Here is a 21,376-nt window from a genome sequence, read left to right as displayed (position 1 = left end):
AGCAGTCGAAACGCGTACAACTTGGATTCCCGCCTTCGCGGGAATGACGGTCTTGAGTATCCGTCCGATATAAAAGCAAAGGGATGCACATGATCGAGTCACTTCACTACCTGCCCGTGGCAGGCAGCACGCACGCCGCATTGTCCGAACGCTTCACCGACCTCGCCCCACCGCTCACCGCGCGCCAGGCCGCCATCGAAAGCGCGCGCTGCCTCTACTGCTACGACGCCCCCTGCACGCGCGCCTGCCCGACCGGCATCGACGTCGCCAGCTTCATCCGCAACATCCACGACCACAACGTCGACGGCGCCGCCACCACCATCCTGCAGGCGAACATCTTCGGCGGCAGCTGCGCCCGCGTGTGCCCGACCGAGATCCTGTGCGAGGATGCCTGCGTGCGCAACAACGATGCCGAGGGCCAGCCGGTCAAGATCGGCCTGCTGCAGCGCCACGCGATCGACAACGCGCAGTTCGACGGCCACCCGTTCAAGCGAGGGCCAAGCACCGACAAAACCATCGCCGTGGTCGGCGCCGGTCCCGCCGGCCTGTCCTGCGCGCACCGGCTGGCGATGCTGGGCCACGACGTGGTCGTGTTCGAGGCGCGCGAAAAAGCCGGCGGCCTGAACGAATACGGCATCGCCAAGTACAAGCTGCCGGGCGACTTCGCGCAGAAGGAGGTCGAGTTTCTGCTTTCCATCGGCGGGATCGAGATCCAGTACGGCCGCGCGCTGGGCGTCAACCTGCAGCTGGCCGAGCTGCATACGCGCTACGACGCGGTCTTCCTCGGCCTTGGCCTGGCGGTCAGCCGCGAGCTGGGCCTGACGGGCGAGAACGCGCCCGGCCTGATGGCGGCGGTCGATTACATCGCCACGCTGCGCCAGGCCGAAGACCTCTCTGCACTACCGGTGCCGCGCCGCGCCATCGTGATCGGCGCCGGCAATACCGCGATCGACATGGCGGTCCAGCTCAAGCGCCTGGGCGCGGAGGAGGTCACGCTGGTCTACCGCCGCGGCTTCGAGGCGATGAGCGCGACCGGCCACGAGATCGACATCGCCAAGGCCCATTTCGTGCGCATGCGCACCTGGGCCGCGCCGCTCGAAGTGCTGCTCGACGATGCCGGCCGCGTGCGCGGCATGCGCTTCGAAGAGACCCGCCTGCAGGACGGGCGCCTGGTGAGCACCGGCGGCATCATCGAGATCGCCGCCGACGCCGTGTTCAAGGCCATCGGCCAGAGCATGGGACTGGCGGCGCTGACCGATCCGCTGGCGCGGGAAATCGAACGCAGCGACAAGATCCTGGTCGACGACGGCTTCCGTACCGCGCTGCCGGGCGTGTACGCGGGCGGCGATTGCGTCGCGCCGGGGCAGGACCTGACGGTGCAGGCGGTCCAGCACGGCAAACTGGCCGCGCTGGCCATTCATCACGATATCCTATCCAAAGCGGAGGCAGCATGGCCGACCTGAGCATCGATTTCTGCGGCATCAAGTCCCCGAACCCGTTCTGGCTGGCCTCTGCACCGCCGACCGATAAAGCCTATAACGTGGTGCGGGCTTTCGAAGCCGGCTGGGGCGGCGTGGTCTGGAAGACCCTGGGCGAGGATCCGCCGGCGGTCAACGTCTCGTCGCGCTACTCGGCCCTGCATGGCAAGAACCGCGAGGTCATCGGCTTCAACAACATCGAGCTGATCACCGACCGCAGCCTGGCCTTGAACCTGCAGGAGATCACGGCCGTGAAAAAAGCCTGGCCGGACCGCGCGATGATCGTGTCGCTGATGCTGCCTTGCGAGGAAGCGCCGTGGAAGGAGATCCTGCCGCTGGTCGAAGCGACCGGCGCCGACGGCATCGAACTGAACTTCGGCTGCCCGCACGGCATGCCCGAGCGCGGCATGGGCGCCGCCGTGGGCCAGCAGCCCGACCTGATCGAGATGGTCACGCGCTGGTGCAAGACCCATACGCGTTTGCCGGTGATCGTCAAGCTGACCCCCAACATCACCGACGTCCGCGCACCGGCGCGGGCGGCGCTGGCCGGCGGGGCGGACGCGGTCTCGCTGATCAACACCGTCAACTCGATCACCCACCTCGACCTCGACAGCATGGTGGCCTATCCCATCGTCGGCGGGCGCAGCACGCATGGCGGCTATTGCGGCTCGGCGGTCAAGCCGATCGCGCTGAACATGGTGGCCGAGATCGCGCGCGATCCCGTCACCGCCCACCTGCCGATCTCGGGCATCGGCGGCATCGGCAACTGGACCGATGCGGCCGAGTTCATCGCGCTCGGCGCCGGCTCGGTGCAAGTCTGCACCGCCGCGATGCTGCACGGCTTCCGCATCGTCGAGGAGATGAAGGACGGGCTGTCGCGCTGGATGGACCGCAAGGGCTACGCAAACATCGCCGCCTTCTCGCGCAAGGCCGTGCCCAACACCACCGACTGGAAATACCTGGACATGAATTACCAGGTCATCGCCAGCATCGACCAGGACAAGTGCATCCAGTGCGGCAAGTGCTACGTCGCCTGCGAAGATACCTCGCACCAGGCGATTGCGCGGCTGGTCGAGGGCAACGCGCGCCGCTACGAGGTCAAGCGGGAGGAGTGCGTGGGCTGCAACCTGTGCGAAATCACCTGCCCGGTCGAGGGCTGCATCACGATGGTGCCGCAGCCGAGCGAGAAGCCGTACATGAACTGGACGCAGGATCCACGCAATCCGCGTGCCGAAGTGGTCGCGTAGGGTGGGCGCGGCCGGCGTAGGCACCCGTGCCCACGCGAATGCCGATGTCATACAATCGTTCGCGTGGGCTCGCAATCGAGGCCACTGGCCCCAGTTGCCCCCTACCTTGATGGAGATTTGACCCGATGAGCATGGACCCAGCCGCAAACAAGGAACTCTGGAACGAAGACCTCGCGCCCACCAGCGCGGCGCAGCGCAGCTGGCGCTGGTACCACTTCGCGGCCCTGTGGGTCGGCATGGTGATCAGCATCCCCGCCTACATGCTGGCGTCGAGCCTGATCGAAAGCGGCATGTCGGCCTGGCAGGCGGTGGTGACGGTGTTCCTGGCGAACGTGATCGTGCTGCTGCCGATGCTCCTGATCGGCCACGCCGGCACCAAGTACGGCATTCCGTATGCAGTGCTGGCGCGGACTTCCTTCGGCACGCGCGGCGCGCGGCTGCCGGCGCTGATGCGCGCCATCGTCGCCTGCGGCTGGTACGGCATCCAGACCTGGTTCGGCGGCAGCATGATCTACACGCTGCTCGGCGTCCTGATGGGCGGCCCGATCGGTGGCGACCCGCTGCCGGGACTGGGCATCAACGGCGGCCAGCTGGCCTGCTTCCTGGCATTCTGGGCGATCCAGTTCTACTTCATCGTGCACGGCATGGAGGCGATCCGCAAGCTCGAAACCTATACCGCGCCGCTGAAGATCGCGATCTGCTTCCTGCTGCTGTGGTGGGTGTACGGCAAGGTCGGCGGCTTCGGTCCGCTGCTCGACCAGCCCTCGCAGTTCGTGCCGGGCGGCCCGAAGGCCGGCCTGTTCTGGAGCGTGTTCTGGCCCTCGCTCACGGCCATGATCGGCTACTGGGCCACGCTGGCGCTGAACATCCCCGATTTCACGCGCTTCGCCAAAAGCCAGCGCGACCAGGTGATCGGCCAGTCGCTGGGCCTGCCGCTGCCGATGGCCCTGCTGGCGGCGCTGGCGGTGACCGTCACCTCGGCCACCATCGTCCTGTACGGCAAGGCGCTGTGGGACCCGGTCGACGTCGCCAGCCGCATGACCGGCGTGGCGGTGCTGGTGGCGCTGCTGATCCTGCTGATCGATACCGCCAGCGTCAACCTGGCCGCCAACCTGGTCGGTCCGGCCTACGATTTCTCGGCGCTGTCGCCCGGCCGCATTTCCTACCGCGTGGGCGGCTACATCACGGCCGGCATCGCGCTGGCCATGATGCCCTGGAAGATCCTGGAGAAGACCGAGAACTACATCTTCATCTGGCTGACCGGCTACTCGGCCCTGCTGGGCCCCATCGCCGGCATCCTGATCATCGATTACTACTTCATCCGCAAGACCGAGCTGGCGGTCGACCAGCTGTACCGCGACGACGGCATCTATTCGTATCGCAACGGCTGGAACATGGCGGCCATCGTCGCCTTCGCGGCCGGCGTGCTGCCGAACATCCCGGGCTTTCTCAACGCCGCCTTCCCGGACGCCTTTCCGAACGTCGGCGACGCATTCAAGACCTTGTACACCTATGCATGGTTCGTCGGCATCGCGATCGCCGCGGTGGTGTACGGGCTCATGATGAAGGGCAGGGCGGTGCCGGCGATGACCGCTGCCCGCGAAACCTAGGGTGGGCACGCCGTGCCCACCATGTAGCCGCAAAACGTGGGCACGGGGGTGCCCACCCTACCAGGAGATGCTGATGTCAGTATTGATTCGCGGTGGTACCGTCGTGAACGCCGACCGTGCGTTCCGTGCCGATGTGCTGTGCAGCGGCGACAAGATCGTCGCCGTCGGCGAGAACCTGGAGGCACCGGCCGGCGCCACCATTGTCGATGCCGGCGGCCAGTACGTGATGCCGGGCGGGATCGACACCCACACCCACATGCAGCTGCCTTTCATGGGCACGGTCACCGCCGACGATTTCTATACCGGCACCGCGGCCGCGCTGGCGGGCGGCACCACCACCATCATGGACTTCGTGATCCCCGATCCGAAGCAGCCGCTGATGGACGCCTTCCGTACCTGGCGCGGCTGGGCCGAAAAATCCGCCGCCGACTACACCTTCCACGTGGCCGTCACCTGGTGGGACGAGTCGGTGCACGCGGACATGGGCACGCTGGTGCGCGAGCATGGCGTGAACAGCTTCAAGCACTTCATGGCCTACAAGAACGCCATCATGGCCGACGACGAGACCCTGGTGAAGAGTTTCAAACGCGCGCTGGAACTGGGCGCGATCCCCACCGTGCACGCCGAGAACGGCGAACTGGTCTACCAGCTGCAGCGCGAGCTGCTGGCCAAGGGCATCCGCGGACCGGAAGCGCATCCGCTGTCGCGCCCGCCGGCGGTCGAAGCCGAAGCGGCCAACCGCGCAATCGCCATCGCCGGCGTGCTGGGCACCCCGGTCTACATCGTGCACGTGTCCTGCGCCGAGTCGCTGGAAGCCATTGCGCGCGCGCGCGCCCACGGCCAGCGCGTCTACGGCGAGGCCCTGGCCGGCCACCTGGTCATCGACGACAGCGTCTACAACAACCCCGACCCGGCCTTCGCGCGCGCCTTCGTGATGAGCCCCCCGTTCCGCTCCAGCCACCACCAGACCGCGCTGTGGCAGGGCCTGCAGGGCGGGAACCTGCACACCACCGCCACCGACCACTGCACCTTCTGCGCCGAGCAGAAGGCGATGGGGGCCGACGATTTCACCCGCATCCCGAACGGCTGCGGCGGCGTCGAGGAACGCATGGCCGTCGTGTGGGACGCCGGCGTCAACAGCGGGCGCCTGACCCCGTCCGAATTCGTGCGCGTGACCTCGACCAATGCGGCGCAGATCTTCAACATCTACCCGCGCAAGGGCGTGGTGGCGGCGGGCGCCGATGCCGACATCGTGGTCTGGGATCCCGAAGCGACGCGCACCCTGTCCGCCGCGACCCAGCATTCGAAGGGCGGCTTCAACGTGTTCGAGGGCCGCAGCGTGCGCGGGGTGCCGACGCATACCGTGGCGGCGGGCAAGCTCGCCTATGCGAACGGCGAGCTGCGCGCGGAACAGGGCGCGGGTCGTTATGTCGAGCGGCCGGCGTTTAGCGCGACGACTGCTTGATCCGTCATGCCGGGCATTGCCCGACCTGACTTCCCGCGAAGGCGGGAATCCAAGTTGGACGAGCAGACGTAACGCGTGCAGAACTTGGATTCCCGCCTGCGCGGGAATGACGATTTTGCTGCTAACGATAAAGGAAGCACCATGAACGAACTGCGCATCAACGGCACCCGCCTGTGGAACTCCCTGATGGAACTCGCCCGGATCGGCGCCACCGACAAGGGCGGCGTCAAACGCCTGGCCCTCACGGACCTCGACCGCCAGGGCCGCGACCTGGTGGTCCAGTGGGCCAGGGAAGCAGGGCTTGCGATCACGGTGGACAAGATCGGCAACGTCTTCATGCGCCGCGAGGGCAGCAATCCCGCGCTGCCGCCCATCGTCACCGGCAGCCACATCGACACCCAGCCGACCGGCGGCAAATTCGACGGCAACTACGGCGTGCTGGCCGGGCTCGAGGTGGTGCGCACCCTGAACGACCTCAAGATCAGGACCGAAGCCCCGATCGAGGTCGCGTTCTGGACCAACGAGGAAGGTTCGCGCTTCGTGCCGGTGATGATGGGTTCGGGCGTGTTCTGCGGCGCCTTCAGCCTGGAGACCGCCTGTGCCGCGCGCGACGTCGAGGGCAAGAGCGTGGGCGAAGAACTCGAACGCATCGGCTACCGGGGCGAACAGACCCCGGGCGACCATCCGATAGGCGCCTATTTCGAGACCCACATCGAGCAGGGCCCGGTGCTGGAAGACGAAGACAAGGTGATCGGCGTGGTGCCGGCGGTGATGGGCCTGTCCTGGTACGACTGCACGGTCGAGGGCATGGAAGCGCACGCCGGCCCGACCCCGATGCACCTGCGCCGCGACGCCCTGCAGGTGGCCACCGGCATCATGCAGGAGACGGTGGCGATCGCGAACCGCTACCCGCCCTACGGCCGCGGCACGGTCGGCATGGTGCAGGTCTTCCCCAACAGCCGCAACGTGATCCCGGGCCGGGTCAAGTTCAGCATCGACCTGCGCAACGTGAACGACGAGCTGCTGAACACCATGCACGAAGAGATCACGGCCTTCGTCGACCGCAGCGCCAGCGAGACCGGGTTGAAGATCACCCTGGAGCGCGTCTCTTATTACCCGCCTTGCCCTTTCCACCCGGATTGCGTGGGCGCGGTCCGCAATGCGGCCGAAAAGCTCGGCTATTCGACCATGGACGTGGTGTCGGGCGCCGGCCACGATGCGATCTATGTGGCGCGCCTGGCGCCGGCCGGGATGATTTTCGTGCCCTGCAAGGATGGCATCAGCCATAACGAGATCGAGGATGCCCAGCCGGCGCACCTGGAAGCCGGCTGCAATGTGCTGCTGCATGCGATGCTGGAACGGGCCGGCGTTGCGGCCGGCTAATGCCGGCCGGGTTAGCACATCATCGTGTGCTATGGATAGCGAAATTGTTGCAGAACGGTAATAATTTCGCTTGGGATGTTTCTAGTCTCGCCAAGCTGAGGAAGTGGTAGCATACTATTCCAGATTGCTGCCTCGATTTGCAGTCCTCGGAAGGTGTTGACGATGCTGACTGGACATTACGAAACACCCCTGGTCCTGATTTCCATTCTTGTCGCGATCGCCGCTTCCTATTCGGCGCTCAGCCTGGCAGGCCGCGTGAGCGAATCGCGCGGTCGCGCGGTGGCGGTCTGGATCGTCGGCGGCGCCATCGCCATGGGCTCGGGCATCAACGCCATGCACTACACCGGCATGGCGGCCATGCGCATGGAGCCGGGCATCGTCTACGATCCGTGGCTGTTCGCGCTGTCGGTGGCGATCGCCATCGGCGCCTCGGGCCTGGCGCTGTGGATCGCCTTCCGCCTGCGTCACAACACGCCCAACATCTGGCTGCCGCGCGTGGGGGCGGCGATGGTGATGGGCGGCGCCATCGTCGGCATGCACTACACCGGCATGGCCGCCGCCAGCTTCCCGCTCGACAGCGTGTGCACGGCCGCCAGCAGCGGCGTCAATCACGACACCCTGGCCACGCTGGTCGTGATCGCGACCTTCGGCGTGCTCGGCTTCGCCATGCTGGCCTCGCTGTTCGATGCGCGGCTGGAAGCGAATGCGCGCGTGCTGGCGATCTCGCAGGTCACTGCCGCCGAGCGCCAGGATCTGCTCATGCGCGAACGCGCCGCGCGCGACGAGGCCGAACGCCTGAGCGCCCTGAAGGACGAATTCCTGGCCACGCTCTCGCACGAGCTGCGCACGCCGCTCAACGCCATCCTCGGCTGGGCCAGCATGCTGCAGCGCGGCGGGCGCGACGAGGAGGGATTCAGGCGCGGCCTGGAAACCATCGAACGCAATGCCCGCGCCCAGGGCCAGCTGATCGACGACCTGCTCGACATGAGCCGCATCATTTCCGGCAACCTGCGCCTGGACGTGCAGCTGATCGAGCCGGAAAAGGTCGTCGAAGCGGCCCTCGGCACCGTGCACCCGGCCGCGGTGGCCAAGAAGATCGATCTGCGGGTCGACATCGCGCGCAGGCCTGGGGACATGCGCGGCACCGTGCTGGGAGACCCCGCCCGGCTGCAGCAGGTGATGTGGAACCTGCTGTCGAACGCGGTCAAGTTCACGCCCAACGGCGGCATGGTGCAGGTGATGCTGGGCCGCGATGGCCAGGAGGTGGTGCTCCGCGTGGCCGATTCCGGGATCGGCATCGCGCCCGATTTCCTGCCCCACGTGTTCGACCGCTTCCGCCAGCAGGATGCCTCGATCACCCGCAAGCACGGCGGCCTGGGGCTGGGCCTGTCGATTGCGCGCCAGCTGGTCGAGCTGCATGGCGGGACCATCGGCGTCTCCAGTCCGGGTCCGCACGCCGGCACCACCTTCACCGTGCGCCTGCCGCTGGCCGAGGCGCCGGCCCCGGCGCCGCAGCCGCAGGTGCCAAGCGCCGCTGCCCAGGCGACGCGGCAGGGCGATCTTGCCGGCGTCAAGGTGCTGCTGGTCGACGATGTCGACGATACCCTCGAGGTGCTGCAGCAGATTCTCCAGCATACCGGCGCCACCATCATGGCCGCGTCCAGCGCCGGCAAGGCCCTGGCGCTGCTGGAACGCGAGCAGCCGGACGTGATCGTCAGCGACATCGGCATGCCGGACGTTGACGGGTTCGAGCTGATCCGCCGCATCCGGCGCCGCTCGGCCGGTGCCGGCGGCGCCATCCCGGCCATCGCCCTGACCGCCTTCACGCGCCAGGACGACCGCCAGAAGGCGACGCAGGCCGGCTTCAACGACTATCTCGCCAAGCCGGTCGAACCGGGCTCGCTGGTGACGCACATCGCGCAGGTGATGGGCCAGCGCGGCCAGCGCGAGACGGCGCACAGCGCCTGATGCCGGCCGGGGCGGGATCGCTTCAGCGATAACTGCGCAGGAAATCCAGCAGCACCCGCGCCGCCATGTCCGCATCGTCGGCCGTCATGGTCTCCAGCGGATTGTGGCTGATGCCGCCGTTGCCGCAGCGCGTGAACAGCATCGCGACCTCGGTAACCGCCGCCATCGCCATCGCATCGTGGCCGGCACCGGACAGCAGGTCGAAACGCGGCAGGCCGGCGCGCTCTACGGCCTCGCCCAACTGGTCCATCAAGCGCGGGGCGCAGGGGGCGGCCTCGGCCTCGACCAGCAGCTCGGTCCTGTATTCGATCCCGCGTCGTTCGCAGATGGACGCGATGCCATCCATGATGTCCTGCACGGCGGCGCTGCGCTCCGCGTCGGTGGCCGAGCGGATGTCGAGCGAGAGCCTGCAGCGGCCCGGCACCACGTTGACCGAACCGTCGGGTACCGCCAACTGGCCGACGGTGCCGACCAGCGTGCCCTGGCCGGTGCAGCGCCGCTCGACCAGCAGCACGATCTCGGCCGCCGCCGCCGCGGCATCGCGCCGCATGGCCATCGGCGTGGTGCCGGCATGGCTGGCCTGGCCGAGCAGCTCGACCAGGTAGCGCGAGCTGCCGGCAATCGCCGTGACCACGCCCAGCGGCAAGCCGCGCTCCAGCAGCACCGGTCCCTGTTCGATGTGGACTTCGACATAGCCGAGCAGCTTCGCCGGGTCGCGCGCGATGTCGGGGATCTGCTGCGGATCGTGGCCGGCCTGCTGCAGGGCTTCGCGCATGCTGACGCCGTCCGCATCGCGCGTGTCCAGCAGCGCCAGGTCGAAGCGGCCGGTGAGCGCATGACTGCCGAGGAAGGTCGAGCGGAAGCGCACGCCTTCCTCTTCCGCGAAGCCGATCACTTCGAGGTGGTAGGGCAGGCGCTCGCCACGAGCGTGCAGTTCGCGAACGATCGCGATCGGCAGCAGGATGCCGAGGCGTCCATCGTACTTGCCGCCGTTGCGCACGGTGTCGTAGTGCGAACCGGCGATCAGGGTCTTCGCATTCGGATCGGCGGCGGCATAGCGGCCGACCACGTTGCCGACCGCGTCGATGTGCACGTCCATGCCCGCGTCAACCATCCAGTCGGCCAGCCTGGCCGCGGTGCGCCGGTGGCCGGGCGTCATGTAGGCGCAGGTCAGGCCCTGCTCATCGTCGGAGATGGCGCCGATTTCCTCGGCCCAGGCCATGATCGCCGGGCCGAAGGCGAGTTCGACGCCCAGCAGCGCGTTCAGGCGGATCTCGGCGATGCGGTGCACCTGGCGCAGCGCTTCCTGCAGTTCGTCCTGGCGGCGGTTCTTGAGGCGCCGCTCGAAGGTCGCGATGATGGCCTGGCGCGTCAAACCCTTGCCGGTCGGGCCCTTCACCGCGAGGATGAAGGGGAAGCCGAACTTCTCGTTGTAGGCCGCGTTCAGGCGGTGCAGCAGCGCGAATTCCTCGGGGCTGCAGCGGTCCAGGCCGGAGGCTGCCTGCTCGCCGGTCGACTCCGCCGTCAGCTCGCCGGCGATCGCGGCCTTGCCGGCCAGCTCGGGATGGGCGCGCAGCAGGGACAGCTGCCCGGCTTCGCCGGCCTGCACGACCGCGTCCTGCAGCGCCAGCTTGAGCGCGGACAGACTGGTGAAGGGGCGCTGCGCCGCGGCGCGCTCGGGGATCCAGGGCGAGTGCTCGTAGATGCCGTGCAGGGTGTCGATGAAGGCGGCAGTGTCGCAGGTGTTCAGGTGGTCGAGGGTCGTCATGGCGTGATGATAAGTCCTGCAACAGGTTCGATCATATGCTTACGCTGATGATGAATATGGCGTGGGCACGGGGTGCCCACCCTACACGATGCGGTCCGTAGGGTGGGCTCCCTGAGCCCACGCACGCCGCCGGCGGCGATCACGGCTTCACCAGCGCCTTGGCCGCCGCCGTCACCTGGTCCCGCAACCACTTGTGCTCCGGCGACTGGTGCACCCGCTGGTGCCACAACTGATAGAAGCGCATCGGCGGGAACTTGATCGGCACCGTGAAATTCTTCAGCGGCAGGGTGCGCTCGTAAAAGCGGATGAACTGGCGGCCGGTGGTCAGCACCAGGTCGGTCTGGGTCAGCATGTAGGGAATCAGGCCGAAATAGGGCGACTCGACCGCCACCTTGCGCTGCAGGCCTGCACGCTCCAGGAAGCTGTCGATGACGCCGTGGTAGCCCGGCAGCATGGGCGAGGGCGCCACGTGCGGCAGGCTCAGATAGTCCTCGAGCGTCATCGCATCGGCTGCGGTGCGCCTGGCGTAGGCGCTGTCGGCGCGCATGGTGCAGATGATCGGGTCCTCGAACAGTTTCGAGATGTGCAGGTGCGCCGGCGGCTCGTCCCAGTTGGCGATCACCAGGTCGATCTCGCCGTCCGACAGCATGCGCAGATAGTCGGTGCCCGGCCCCAGGTGGTGGATCGCGACCTTGCTGTTGGGCGCACCGCGGCGGATGCTGGCGACCACGTTCGGCAGGAACTGCGTGTCCAGGTAATCCGGCGCGGCGATGTGGAAGGTGCGCGCCGCCTGCTCTGGGACGAAGGGCGACTTCTTGATGAACAGGCTCTCGGTCTCGTCGAGGATGCGCTTGGCGGGCTTGAGCAGGCTTTCGCCGTGCTGGGTCGGCACCATGCCGCGCGCGCCGCGCACCAGCAGCGGATCGCCGGTCAGTTCGCGCAGCTTGCGCAGCGAGGCCGAGATCGAAGGCTGCGGCTGGTTCAGTTTCAGGGCCACGCGCGACACGTTCTTCTCCACCAGCAGCAGGTAGAGGATGCGGATCAGGTGCAGGTCGAGGTGCTGGGGCAGGCTGCTCATGAAGAATCGATTCGTATATGCGTGTGCTTATGTCGAATATACGGTATTTTTCATGTTGAATAAATGGAAACCGGTTTATCTTGTGTTAATCGAATAAGGGATGGACATGGACTACCTGCTTCCGTATGGCCTCGAATGGATGAATCTGCTGGTTCGCTGGCTGCACATCATCACCGGCATCGCCTGGATCGGCGCCTCCTTCTATTTCGTCTGGCTCGACAACTCCTTGCGGCCGCCCGCACCCGGCGGCGAACTGGCGAAAAAGGGCGTGGCCGGCGAGCTGTGGGCCGTGCACGGCGGCGGCTTCTACAATCCGCAGAAATACATGGTCGCACCAAGCGAACTGCCGGCCGACCTGCACTGGTTCAAATGGGAAGCCTACTCGACCTGGCTGTCGGGCTTTGCGTTGCTGACCATCGTCTATTACTTCAATGCCCAGGCCATGATGGTCGACCGCAGCGTGGCCGAGCTCACGAGCTGGCAGGCGATCGGCATCGGCCTCGGCAGCCTGGTGGCGGGCTGGGTGGTCTACGACCTGCTGTGCCGCTCGAAACTGGGCAAGCACGACCTGGCCTTCGGCGCCGTGATCTTCATCCTGCTGGTCGGCGCCACCTGGGTGCTCACGCACTTCCTCAGCGGGCGCGCGGCTTATATCCACGTCGGCGCGATGATCGGCACCATCATGGTGGCCAACGTGGCGATGGTGATCATCCCCGGCCAGCGCAAGATGGTCAACGCGATGATCGCCGGCCAGAAGCCGGACCCCATCTACGGCATCCGCGGCAAGCAGCGCAGCGTGCACAACAACTACTTCACGCTGCCGGTGCTGTTCATCATGATCAGCAACCACTTCGCGATGACCTATCGCCACGAGCATGCCTGGGCCGTGCTGGCCGGGATCATGCTGGCCGGCGTCTTCATCCGCCACTTCTTCAACCTGCGCCACAAGGGCCGCGTCGAGTTCAAGTACCCGGCGATCGGCGTGCTGTTGCTGGCAGTGGTGGCGATTGCGATCGCACCGAAGGCGCCATCCACGACCGCCGCAGCGGCCAACAGCGGCGCCGACGCGGGCGCCCAGTCGGCGGCGCAGTTTGCGCAAGTCCAGGGCATCATCCAGCAGCGCTGCGTATCCTGCCATGCGGCGCATCCGACGCAGCCGGGCTTCGCCACAGCGCCGGCCGGCGTGATGCTGGACGACCCGCACGGCATCGCGCAGAACGCCCAGCGCATCTACCAGCAGGCGGTGCAGCTGAAGGCCATGCCGCTGGCGAACATGACGAACATGACGGACGCCGAACGCGCCCAGGTGGCGGCCTGGTTCGAAGGCGGCGCAAGGACGAACTGACTGAGCAGGGACAAACCGAATGGAACAGGCACAAGAAAAACTGATGCATTGGATCGACACCCACTTCGATGAAGAGGTGGCCTTCCTGCAGGAGATGATCCGCATCCCGACCGACACCCCGCCGGGCAACAACGCGCCGCACGCCGACGCCGTGGCCGAGCGGGTCAAGGACTTCGGCTGGCAGGCCGAGAAGCACGCGGTGCCGGAACAGCGCGTCCGCGACTACGGCATGCAGAGCATCACCAACCTGATCGTGCGCCGTCCCTACGCGGAGGGCGGCCCGACCGTGGCCCTGAACGCCCACGGCGACGTGGTGCCGCCGGGCGAGGGCTGGACCAAACCGCCCTACGGCGGCACGATCGAGGACGGTTTCATCTACGGCCGCGCGGCGGCGGTGTCGAAGAGCGACTTCGCGACCTTCATCTTCGCCGCGCGCTCTCTCGAAGCGCTGGGTGTGCCGCTCAAAGGCGCGCTCGAACTGCACTTCACCTACGACGAGGAATTCGGCGGCCTGCTCGGCCCCGGCTACCTGCTCGAACAGAAGCTGACCAGGCCCGACTTCGTCATCGCCGCCGGCTTCGCCTACGACATCGTCACCGCCCACAACGCCTGCCTGCAGCTGGAAATCACGGTGCACGGCAAGGCCGGCCACGGCGCGATGCCGGAGACCGCGGTCGATGCGCTGCAGGCCGCGACACGCATCCTGAATGCGATCTACGGCCAGCTGCCCGAGCTCAAGAAAATCAAATCGAAGGTAGCCGGCATCGATTCGCCCACCATGCTGGTCGGCCGCATCGACGGCGGCACCAATACCAACGTGGTGCCGGGCAAGGTGGTCATGAAGATGGACCGCCGCATGATTCCGGAAGAGGATCCGGTGGCGATCGAAGCCCAGGTGCGCGCGCTGATCGAGGACGCGGTCAGGGACTGCCCCGGTGTCCGTATCGAGATCCGGCGCCTGCTGCTGTCGCACGCGCTGCGCCCGCTGCCGGGCGGCGAGAAGCTGGTCGAAAGCCTGCAGCGCAACGGCCAGGCCGTCATGGGCGAGGCGCCGCAAGCGAAGGGCACCCCGCTGTACGCCGATGCGCGCCTGTACGGCGAGCGCGGCATCCCGGCGGTGCTGTACGGCGCCGGACCGCGCACGGTGCCGGAATCGAATGCCAAGAAGGCGGACGAGAAGCTGAACCTGGAGGACCTGCGCAAGGCGACCAAGGTGGTGGCGCTGACGCTGCTGGATTTTCTCGCCGCGGAAAGCTGAGCGTTACAGCCCCGGCGGCAGTGCCGGCCGGGCTCCGCACCACTGCGCGCGCTGCGCCCACGCGGCATCGGCCGTGCCGGGGGCGGGCGTCGTTCCCGACACCTGCCGCAACTGCACATACTTCACCACGGCCTCGCAGTTGCCCAGTTCCGCACCCCGCCGGAAAACCTCGGCCGCCAGGTCGGTGTCGCCGCGCGCTTCGAGCACGAGTCCGTAGTGATAGTAGGCCGGCGGATAACGCCACTGCATGGCCTTCTGATACAGCCTGCTCGCTTCGCCCTGGTCGGCAAGGCCCGCGCGTCCTGATTCGAGCAGCATGCCCAATGCGATTTCGGCGCGGCCTTCGCTGTGGCCCAGCGCCTTGCGGTACAGTGCGGCCGCCTGGGCATCGTCCTGCGCGTTGCCCATGCCCAGTTCGAAACTGCGGCCCAGGTAATAGAGGCCAGCCGGGTCATTTTGCGCCGCCGCGCGTGCGAGCCAGGCAGCGGCGGCCGCGCGGTCCGCATCGCTTGCGGCACGTTGCATCGTCAGCACGCCAAGCCGCGTCTGCGCGGGCGCCAGGCCACCCTCGGCGGCTTTCGTCAGCCAGTACAGCGCCTTGTCGATGTCGAGCTCTCCGGCGGTGCCGAACTGGTAAGCCCAGGCCAGGTTGGCCTGTGCCCAGTGGTGCCCCTGTTCGGCGGCTTTGGCGTACCAGTAGACCGCCTGTTTCTTGTCGAGTGGGACGCCGGCGCCACGGTTGTACAGCACGCCGAGATTGTTCTGTGCGTAGGCGTTGCCGCCTTGCGCCGCCAGCCGGTACCAGGCTGCGGCCTGTGCCAGATCCATCTTCACATGGGTGCCATGTTCATACCAGGTCCCGAGCCTGTTCTGCGCGGCGGCATCGCCCGCATCGGCGAGTGCCTTCGTGCTCGCGAACAGTGCCGCGTTCGGCGTTTCCACTTTCTTCGACTCGCCAGGCACCCAGACATACTGGGTCTTGAGCCAGCCGGTTGGCGCCTGGCCGGTGGCGAGCACCGCGTGGAACACGCACCGGCGGATACCTGCCAGCGCGGCTTCGTCGAGCTCGGCCCTGCCGCTGGACTTGAATACGCGTGCCTCGCCGACCAGGCCTTTGTCGCCGATTTGCACTTCCACCGTCGTGGTGCCGCCAATGCCTTGCGCCAGCGCGGCGGCAGGATAGACCGGGCGGGGACAGGCATTCAGGTCGAGCACCATCGTCTGCTGTGCGTCCTGGACGCGCCCGGCGAGCGCATGCGAGGAGAGGGCCGACACGGCAGCGGCCAGGAAAAGGGTAGAGGTTTTCATCCCATGAATGTATGCCATCCGCGGCGCTTCAAAATGCGCGGATTGTCACTGCAGGGTAGCGGTGACAAAGCGAGGATTTTGCTGGCCTCCATGCTTGCTATCCTGCTGGTCCTTGCATTGGACTGGAAGCAAACGCCATGAAGTGGACCTATCTTGTCGTACCTGTGCTGGTCATGCTGGCCGCGTTCGTGCTGAATGCCGGCCTGGTGCTGCTGCGTACGAAGAAGCGCAGCCCGCATGGCAAGTACAAGCGCCGCGCCATCATGACGGACAACGAAATGGAGTTCTTCGGCAGGCTGGTCGCGGCCATGCCGGACCATTACATCTTTCCCCAGGTCGCAATGTCGGCCTTGCTCGACCCCGCCGGCGACCGCAAGGAGGCGCATGCCGACCGTTTGCGCATCGCCCAGCAGCGCACCGACTACGTGGTCTGCAACCGTCGCTGCGAAGTCGTGGCCGTGGTGGAACTGGACGACCGCACCCATGTGCAGTCGAAGGACGAAGTGCGCGACGGCCGCCTGGCGCAGGGCGGCTACCGGACGGTCCGCTTTCAGTCGCGCCAGAAGCCGCCGGCGGCCGCGATCCGTGCTGCCATCCTGCCGCATCTAGCGCCTGTTGCTCCGGCTCCGGCACCGGCACCGGCCATCGCTGCCGATCCGCTGGCAACCGGCTGAAGCAGGCGGCGCTTCATTTTTCCGGCGCCGGCAGCTTGCGCGGCACGATCGCAAACTGCGGCGCCGTGCCATAGTCCGGCTTCACGCTGCGCGCCATGAAGCGTCGCCAGGCTTCACGCCCGGCAGCGCCGCCGACGTCCGCTGCGTAGGCGAGTGCCGGCTGCATATTCGACGGAAAGCCGGTCGGGCCGGACGCGTAACCCGTCATCTCGCCGTTCTTGACCTTGAGCGCCTGCGCCATGCCTGGGCTGTCGCAGGGTTGCGAGGTGACCGCGGGCGGCAGGCTGGCCTTGTAGGCCTGTTCCATGCTGGTAAAGAAGGGGGCATTGGCGGAAGGGCGCACGAGCAGGGCATAGATCGCGCCGCTGACCCAGCAGGTTCCCGGCGCCGTCATGCGCTGGATCGGGAATTTCGCTTTCCAGGCCAGCAGGCGGGCGGCGTCGCCGAAGCCCAGTTCGGCGAGGTGGCCGACGGCGGATGTGAAAAAATCGTCCTGCCACGGCGCCAGCCCGGCGCCCTTCTCGTAGGCGAACGCATAGCCGTTGGCGATGAAGCCCAGCCGGTTCGCGTTGCGGTTGTCGGTGTACTCGGCGTTGTACCAGTCCAGGTTGTTCTTCAGGATGCGCTGGAAATCGGCTTTCAGCGGATCCTTGTCGGGCAGGATGTAGGCCGCTTCACCCAGCGTGCGCAGGCCCCAGGCCTGGCCGCGTACCTGCTCCGGCTTGAGCAAACCCTTGATGTTCTCGCGGTAGCCCGGGTTGGAGTTGAACAGGTTGTACATCCCCCAGAACTCGAGTTCTTCCAGGTAGTAGACGTCGCCGGTGACGAGGTAGGGCAGGTAGGCGAAGGCGGCCTGGTGCGAGACGTCGTGCACATAAGGCGTCTTGCAGGCATCCTTGGCGCAAGGCGGGAACAGCTCCGATTTGCCGGTCTTCGGATTTTTGGCGTCGCTTTCCTGGCCGACGATGCTCATGTACGGATAATCGCTCAGGCTGACCGGCCTGCCGGTACGGCGGTCGCGGTAGTGCATGGACCAGCTGCCGGCCAGGTCGGCGGTGCCGAGCGTGGCCTGCTTGGCGCGCTTGTCCATGCTGAGCAGGTACACGGCGCCCCAGCCCGGCAGCAGGCCGATGTCGTTGCGCCCGCCGGTGGTGGGCATGTATGCGACCGCCATGCCGATGCCCATCGGCTCCGTCTGCGGCCCCCTCCACTTGGCGCCCATCTCGGCCAGCACCTGTTCGGGGATGTGTACCGAGCGGTCGTAGTTCGGCAGCGCGCGCGAGGCGATCAGGTAGGCGCTGTCGTGGCGCACATGGACCGCCGGGACGTCGCCCCACCAGAAGGTCTTGCGCCAGCGGGCCTGGTTGTAGTGCACCAGGCCGGGCTTCGCATACACCTCTTTGCCTTTGATGAGGATGCGGGCGTCGTAGGTCTCGTTGCGCGGCGCTTCCTGGAAGGCCCAGGCGTTCTCGATGGTGACGTCGACGCGGGCCTTGCCCAGCGCCCGGTACCAGCGCACGGCGAAGCGCGCACTGAGGCGCGGATGCTCGGCGCCCTGTTCGTTCCTGAGCGGGGCCGAGACCAGCCATTCCGTCACCAGGGGGCCGTCCAGCCAGACCTCGGGCTTCTGGCGCAGCAGCTTGTCGGCGGACGCGCTCCAGGCCTGGCCGTCGATGCGGGCGCTGGCGGATGCCGTGAAGCCGGCATCGAGCAAGGCTTGTACCGAGGCCGGCGGGCCGGATTTTGCCTCGGCCCTGGCTTTGCCTTTGACCAGCGCCAGCGCCTGGGGCTTGCCGGCGGCCGGCAACAGCGCGCTGATGACGGCGTGACGCACCGAGCCGTCCGCATGCGTGGCCTTGACGTCGACCTGCAGCGGCACGCTGCCGCCGCCAGGCAGCCGGCCGTGCAGCGCGTCGCTGCGTTGCAGGTCGCCCGGCGCGAACACCTGGCCGAAGGTGACGGGCACGGCATCGTCGCCATGGCCGCCATCGGTTTCGATGGTGACGCCGGTGATGCCGTCGCCCCAGTCCGGCGCAGCCGCGGCGGGCATTTGCGGCGCCGCTCCGGCAGCCGGGGCAGGCGAGGCAGCCGGGGCAGCCGCAGGGGCTGCTGGTGCTGCAGGCGCCGCGGCTGCGCCGCCGTAGCGCGACTGCAGCACCTTCTGGTCGTCCAGCTTGCCGGTTTCGGGCAGGCTCTGGGCCAGGGCGGTGGAGGCGGACAGCAGGGCGGCGTTGAACAGCAGGAGGGACGGGCGGAATACGGGCATGTCGATATCGGCGGCTGAAATGAAAAAGGCGCCCGAAGGCGCCCCGATGATACCGCTTACTGCGCCGTGGACGGCGCAGGCTGCTTGAGCGTGCGCTCGAACAGCTGGTAGATGCGGCGGTACTCGTCGTACCAGCTTTCCGGCTGCACGAAGGAGTGGCGCTCCATCGGATACGGCGCCAGTTCCCAGTTGTCCTTCTTCAGCTCGATCAGGCGCTGGGCCATGCGCACCGAGTCCTGGAAGAAGACGTTGTCGTCGACCATGCCGTGGGCGATCAGCAGGTTGCCCTTCAGGTTCTGCGCGTACTCGATCGGCGACGAGACTTTATACGCTTCCGGATCGAGGTCCGGCGTATTCAGGATGTTGGCCGTGTACTCGTGGTTGTAGGTGGTCCAGTCCGTGACCGGGCGCAGCGCGGCGCCCGACTTGAACACGTCCGGCGCGCGCAGCAGGCCCATGAAGGTCATGAAGCCGCCGTAGCTGCCGCCGTAGATGCCGACGTTCTTCGCGTCGCCCTGCTGGTTGGCGACCATCCAGTTCACGCCGTCCAGGTAGTCTTCCAGCTCCGGGTGGCCCATCTGGCGGTAGATCGCATTGCGCCACTTGGCGCCGTAGCCCTTCGAGGCGCGGTAGTCCATGTCCAGCACCACGTAGCCCTTCTGCACCAGCAGGTTGTGGAACATCTGCTCGCGGAAGTAGGGCGTGTAGCGGTGCGAGACGTTCTGCAGGTAGCCGGCGCCGTGCACGAACATCACCACCGGGTACTTCTTGCCGGCATCCAGCTGGGCCGGGCGGTACAGCTTGGACCAGATCGGCTCCGCGCCGTGGGTCGAGGGCACCGCCACGAACTGCGGCTGGATCCAGTCGTAGGCCTTGAATTCCGCGGTGCGGGTGTCGGTCAGCTTGACCGCTTCGCCGCCGTTCGAAGGCAGGGTGGCGATCTGCGGCGGCAGGTAGGGACCGGAGTAGTGCACCAGCAGCTTGCGCTGGTCCGGCGACAGGCGGAAGTCTTCGACGCCGCCGTCCAGGCGGCTGACTTCACGGGTCGCGCCATCCCTGGCATTCACCGCGCAGACCTCGTAGGTGCCCGGGTCCTTGCGGTTGCAGAGCACCCAGGCGGTGTCGCCGTCGCGCGACCAGGCCACGTCCGAGGCTTCCCACTTGCCCTGCGTGATGGCGCGCGTACGGCCGCTCGCGTCCAGCGTGTACAGGTGCGAGTAGCCGCTTTCCTCGGACAGATACCACATGGTCGTGTTATCCGGCAGCCAGCCGAATTCGCTGTTGTCGAAGTTGACCCAGGCCTGGTCCGTGAGGCGGTGCACGGGTTTGAGCGCGGCGCGCGGCAAATCGACGGTGGCGATCCAGCGGTCCTTGTTGTTGACCGAGCGCAGCATCACGGCGGCGTTCGCGCCATTGCCGCTCCAGACGATGGTCTCGCCGCCGAAGCCGATCTTGACCGGGCGGTTGCCTTTCAGAGGATCGAGCTTGCGCTCGGCGCGCATGGCGGCCAGCGGATCGGTGGCGATGCCGGGCAGGACATCGAAGGACAGGTCCTTCACTTCACGCGTCTGCAGGTTGACCAGCTTGAGGCCGTGCGGGCGCGGGTCCTTGCGGCCGACGCGGGTGCGCTCGTCCGAGGTCTCTTCATAGCCCGATTCCGTGACGTAGCGCGGCATCTTGCCGACGCGGCCCTTGTCCGCGTCCTTCGGGCCGGTCACGACCAGCAGCCAGCGCCCGTCCGGCGACAGGTGCGAGGTGACGATCGCCAGCTTGTCGCCCAGGTAGATCGGGGACGGGGCGCGGGTCGGGTCGGCGCGGCGCTCTTCCTCGGCGCGCAGGCGCTGGGCGTCGCGCTCGTCCTTCTGGCGTTTGAGGGTGGCGATCAGGCGCAGCTGCAGGTCGCGCAGCGCGTCCGCTTCCGGCGCGGCGTTCGGATCCTTCGCCGCGCGCGGCACCGCCACCGGCGAGATCAGATGGCTGGCGCGGTCCCAGCTGGCCCAGTCGTCGCCGACGCGGAACTGCACGCCGCGGCCGTCGGCCGAATACTGGACCGCGCCGATGGCGACGCCGCTGGCGCGCGTGATCTGCACCAGCTCACCGGTCTTCAGGTCGCGCTCGAACAGGTCGCCATTGCGCAGCATGAGGGCGCGGGTGCGTTCGCGGTTGTAGACCACGTCCGGGCTGTCGATCTTCGCCAGCTCGGCATCGCCGACCTTGCGCGCCTTGTCGATGCCGGCGCTGGCGCCGGTCTGCCAGATGTCGCGCAGCGGCGACCCGGTGCGCTTCTGCTTGTACAGGACCTGCTTGCCATCCCAGCTCCACCAGGCGGCTTCGACGGGATTGCCGATCCAGTCCGGATGGGCCATGGCCTGGTCGAGGGTGACCGGTGTTGCAGCGGTGGCAGGGGTGGCGGAAATGGCGGCAGCCAGCACGGCGGCCAGGACGGTCAGAGCGGAAGCGGGAAGAGGAATACGCATCGTCGGTTGTCGGAGTAGAAATTGCAAAAAAGCATTCTAGCGCAGCCGAGA

At 67.2% G+C, this 21,376-nt stretch carries 14 protein-coding genes; 9 read left to right on the top strand and 5 right to left on the bottom strand.

Features of this window, described 5'->3' with window-relative positions; genetic code table 11:
* The first annotated feature begins 89 nt into the window (after nt 1-89).
* The 6 genes from NX782_RS14775 to NX782_RS14750 all read left to right on the top strand — a co-directional run bounded on the left by NX782_RS14775 (nt 90) and on the right by NX782_RS14750 (nt 9,151).
* Entirely contained in the window at nt 90-1,463 is a 1,374-nt protein-coding gene (locus tag NX782_RS14775) for an NAD(P)-dependent oxidoreductase (protein WP_258846237.1), read from the top strand.
* Entirely contained in the window at nt 1,451-2,725 is a 1,275-nt protein-coding gene (gene preA / locus NX782_RS14770) for an NAD-dependent dihydropyrimidine dehydrogenase subunit PreA (protein ID WP_258846236.1), read from the top strand. The genes NX782_RS14775 and preA overlap by 13 nt, the downstream gene beginning before the upstream one ends.
* Nucleotides 2,726-2,850: 125 nt before the next feature.
* Nucleotides 2,851-4,335: an NCS1 family nucleobase:cation symporter-1 gene (locus tag NX782_RS14765; protein WP_258846235.1), complete on the top strand. Its 1,485-nt coding sequence runs from the start codon at nt 2,851-2,853 to the stop codon at nt 4,333-4,335.
* Nucleotides 4,336-4,408: 73 nt separating this feature from the next.
* Nucleotides 4,409-5,800, top strand: coding sequence for a dihydropyrimidinase (hydA, locus tag NX782_RS14760; RefSeq protein WP_258846234.1), 1,392 nt, complete (start codon nt 4,409-4,411; stop codon nt 5,798-5,800).
* Between the two features lie 141 nt (nt 5,801-5,941).
* Nucleotides 5,942-7,183 (top strand): Zn-dependent hydrolase, encoded by a 1,242-nt coding sequence (locus NX782_RS14755; protein WP_258846233.1) that lies wholly within the window; start codon nt 5,942-5,944, stop codon nt 7,181-7,183.
* 162 nt (nt 7,184-7,345) lie between these two features.
* Nucleotides 7,346-9,151, top strand: coding sequence for an ATP-binding protein (locus NX782_RS14750; RefSeq protein WP_258846232.1), 1,806 nt, complete (start codon nt 7,346-7,348; stop codon nt 9,149-9,151).
* A 22-nt stretch (nt 9,152-9,173) separates the two neighbouring features.
* Here NX782_RS14750 and NX782_RS14745 read toward each other — a convergent pair whose 3' ends face one another.
* Entirely contained in the window at nt 9,174-10,919 is a 1,746-nt protein-coding gene (locus NX782_RS14745) for an allantoate amidohydrolase (RefSeq protein WP_258846231.1), read from the bottom strand.
* 139 nt (nt 10,920-11,058) lie between these two features.
* Nucleotides 11,059-11,997 (bottom strand): LysR substrate-binding domain-containing protein, encoded by a 939-nt coding sequence (locus NX782_RS14740; protein ID WP_258846230.1) that lies wholly within the window; start codon nt 11,995-11,997, stop codon nt 11,059-11,061.
* Between the two features lie 106 nt (nt 11,998-12,103).
* Between NX782_RS14740 and NX782_RS14735 the strand changes: the two genes are divergently transcribed.
* Both NX782_RS14735 and NX782_RS14730 read left to right on the top strand, forming a co-directional pair.
* Nucleotides 12,104-13,342 carry a urate hydroxylase PuuD gene (locus NX782_RS14735; RefSeq protein WP_370661799.1) on the top strand — a complete coding sequence of 413 codons (1,239 nt, stop codon included), beginning with the start codon at nt 12,104-12,106 and terminating at the stop codon, nt 13,340-13,342.
* Nucleotides 13,343-13,385: 43 nt separating this feature from the next.
* Complete coding sequence (locus NX782_RS14730; RefSeq protein ID WP_370661798.1) at nt 13,386-14,600, top strand: M20/M25/M40 family metallo-hydrolase; 1,215 nt, start codon at nt 13,386-13,388, stop codon at nt 14,598-14,600.
* A gap of 3 nt (nt 14,601-14,603) precedes the next feature.
* Here NX782_RS14730 and NX782_RS14725 read toward each other — a convergent pair whose 3' ends face one another.
* Nucleotides 14,604-15,908, bottom strand: coding sequence for a TonB family protein (locus tag NX782_RS14725; protein WP_258846227.1), 1,305 nt, complete (start codon nt 15,906-15,908; stop codon nt 14,604-14,606).
* A 137-nt stretch (nt 15,909-16,045) separates the two neighbouring features.
* Between NX782_RS14725 and NX782_RS14720 the strand changes: the two genes are divergently transcribed.
* Nucleotides 16,046-16,582: a DUF2726 domain-containing protein gene (locus tag NX782_RS14720; RefSeq protein WP_258846226.1), complete on the top strand. Its 537-nt coding sequence runs from the start codon at nt 16,046-16,048 to the stop codon at nt 16,580-16,582.
* Nucleotides 16,583-16,595: 13 nt separating this feature from the next.
* Here the strand turns inward: NX782_RS14720 and NX782_RS14715 are convergent, their stop codons facing one another.
* Nucleotides 16,596-18,848, bottom strand: coding sequence for a hypothetical protein (locus NX782_RS14715; RefSeq protein WP_258846225.1), 2,253 nt, complete (start codon nt 18,846-18,848; stop codon nt 16,596-16,598).
* Nucleotides 18,849-18,904: 56 nt separating this feature from the next.
* Complete coding sequence (locus NX782_RS14710) at nt 18,905-21,325, bottom strand: S9 family peptidase (protein WP_258846224.1); 2,421 nt, start codon at nt 21,323-21,325, stop codon at nt 18,905-18,907.
* Nucleotides 21,326-21,376 lie beyond the last annotated feature (51 nt).

The organism is Massilia norwichensis (assembly GCF_024753245.1).
GTDB lineage: Bacteria > Pseudomonadota > Gammaproteobacteria > Burkholderiales > Burkholderiaceae_D > Telluria > Telluria norwichensis.
The sequence above is the reverse complement of the archived record's forward strand: the minus strand, read 5'-3'. Positions and strand labels throughout refer to the sequence as shown.

Coding starts and splice junctions, on each gene's coding strand:
- hydA (WP_258846234.1), top strand. CDS start 4,409: ATGTCAGTATTGATTCGCGGTGGTACCGTCGTGAACGCCGACCGTGCG.
- NX782_RS14715 (WP_258846225.1), bottom strand. CDS start 18,848: ATGCCCGTATTCCGCCCGTCCCTCCTGCTGTTCAACGCCGCCCTGCTG.
- NX782_RS14775 (WP_258846237.1), top strand. CDS start 90: ATGATCGAGTCACTTCACTACCTGCCCGTGGCAGGCAGCACGCACGCC.
- NX782_RS14755 (WP_258846233.1), top strand. CDS start 5,942: ATGAACGAACTGCGCATCAACGGCACCCGCCTGTGGAACTCCCTGATG.
- NX782_RS14725 (WP_258846227.1), bottom strand. CDS start 15,908: ATGAAAACCTCTACCCTTTTCCTGGCCGCTGCCGTGTCGGCCCTCTCC.
- NX782_RS14730 (WP_370661798.1), top strand. CDS start 13,386: ATGCATTGGATCGACACCCACTTCGATGAAGAGGTGGCCTTCCTGCAG.
- NX782_RS14765 (WP_258846235.1), top strand. CDS start 2,851: ATGAGCATGGACCCAGCCGCAAACAAGGAACTCTGGAACGAAGACCTC.
- NX782_RS14735 (WP_370661799.1), top strand. CDS start 12,104: ATGGACTACCTGCTTCCGTATGGCCTCGAATGGATGAATCTGCTGGTT.
- preA (WP_258846236.1), top strand. CDS start 1,451: ATGGCCGACCTGAGCATCGATTTCTGCGGCATCAAGTCCCCGAACCCG.
- NX782_RS14750 (WP_258846232.1), top strand. CDS start 7,346: ATGCTGACTGGACATTACGAAACACCCCTGGTCCTGATTTCCATTCTT.
- NX782_RS14710 (WP_258846224.1), bottom strand. CDS start 21,325: ATGCGTATTCCTCTTCCCGCTTCCGCTCTGACCGTCCTGGCCGCCGTG.
- NX782_RS14720 (WP_258846226.1), top strand. CDS start 16,046: ATGAAGTGGACCTATCTTGTCGTACCTGTGCTGGTCATGCTGGCCGCG.
- NX782_RS14740 (WP_258846230.1), bottom strand. CDS start 11,997: ATGAGCAGCCTGCCCCAGCACCTCGACCTGCACCTGATCCGCATCCTC.
- NX782_RS14745 (WP_258846231.1), bottom strand. CDS start 10,919: ATGACGACCCTCGACCACCTGAACACCTGCGACACTGCCGCCTTCATC.